The organism is Kitasatospora sp. NPDC018619 (genome assembly GCF_044391605.1).
Taxonomy (GTDB): domain Bacteria; phylum Actinomycetota; class Actinomycetes; order Streptomycetales; family Streptomycetaceae; genus Kitasatospora.
On sequence record NZ_JBISAI010000046.1, the window covers coordinates 1 to 1538 of the forward strand.

Annotated in this window: 1 protein-coding gene; it reads left to right on the plus strand. The window is 67.6% G+C overall.

Annotated features, from left to right (window positions below):
* Window positions 1–42: 42 nt before the first annotated feature.
* Window positions 43–1515 (plus strand): FAD-binding protein, encoded by a 1473-nt coding sequence (locus ACH5AR_RS33820; RefSeq protein WP_396305355.1) that lies wholly within the window; start codon window positions 43–45, stop codon window positions 1513–1515.
* Window positions 1516–1538: the final 23 nt, after the last annotated feature.

Sequence of the window (1538 nt, forward strand, 5' to 3'; positions counted from 1 at the left end):
CCGCCCCACCCTTACCCCGCCCCGACCAGGAGGCCACCACCCGTGAACCCCACCACCACCCGCCGCACCCTGCTCACCGCCGCCGCCGCCACCGTCATCGGCTTCAACACCGCCACCCGCACCTGGGCCACCACCGACACCCCCGCACCCCCCCGACACCTCGCCCCCCTACCCCCCCTCCAAGGCACCCTCACCACCAACCCCGCCACCACCACCACCTACGCCCACGACTTCGGCCGCCTCACCACCAACCCCCCCTACGCCGTCCTCAACCCCGCCGGCCCCCACGACATCGCCGCCATCATCAACTACGCCCGCCGCAACAACCTCAAAGTCGCCATGAACGGCCAAAGCGGCACCGGCAACGACCTCGAATCACACTCCAACTACGGCCAAGCCGGCGTCGCCGGCGGCATCGCCATCAACGCCCGCGCCCTCAACCGCATCCACACCATCACCCCCACCAACGCCACCGTCGACGCCGGCGTCACCTGGGCCCAACTCACCGACGCCGCCCTCACCCACAACCTCACACCCCCCTGCCTCACCGACTACCTCCACCTCTCCATCGGCGGCACCATCAGCATCGGCGGCATCGGCTCCACCGTCCACAAACACGGCCTCCAAGCCGACACCGTCGAAGCCATCGAAATCGTCACCGGCACCGGCCGCATCCTCACCGCCACCCCCACCCGCAACCCCGACCTCTTCCACACCGCCCTCGCCGGCGCCGGACAAGTCGGCATCATCACCCGCGCCACCCTCAAACTCGTCCCCGCCCCCACCCGCGCCCTCGTCCTCACCCTCACCTACACCGACCAACACACCTTCCTCACCGACCAGCAAACCATCCTCAACGACGGCCGCTTCCCCTCCCAAATCGGCGAAATCCTCATCCAACCCAACGGCCAACCCCCCACCTACAAAATCGAAGCCGTCGCCCACTACACCACCACACCCCCCAACCCCACCACCCTCCTCACCGGCCTCAACCCCACCACCACCCAAACCACCGACACCACCTACCGCGACTACACCTACCGCGCCGACACCTTCGCCGACACCATCAAAAACCTCGGCTACTGGAACTCCCCCAAACCCTGGCTCTCCCTCTTCCTCCCCGCCACCACCACCCCCACCTTCCTCAACGAAGCCCTCCCCCAACTCACCCCCGACGACATCGGCCCCGGCCTCCTCCTCTGCTACCCCTTCCCCACCAACAAAATCACCCACCCCCTCGCCATCACCCCCAACGAACCCACCACCTACCTCTTCGACCTCCTCGCCTTCCCCCACCCCACCACCAACCCCCAACCCGCCCTCACCCGCAACCGCAACCTCTACAACCGCGCCACCCAACTCGGCGCCAAACGCTACCTCGTCGGCGCCATCCCCCACATGACCCCCACCGACTGGCAACACCACTACGGCCCCCACTACACCACCCTCACCAACGCCAAAAACACCTACGACCCCACCCACACCCTCACCCCCGGCCACAACATCTTCCCCTAACACCACCCCCCACCCACCAACCA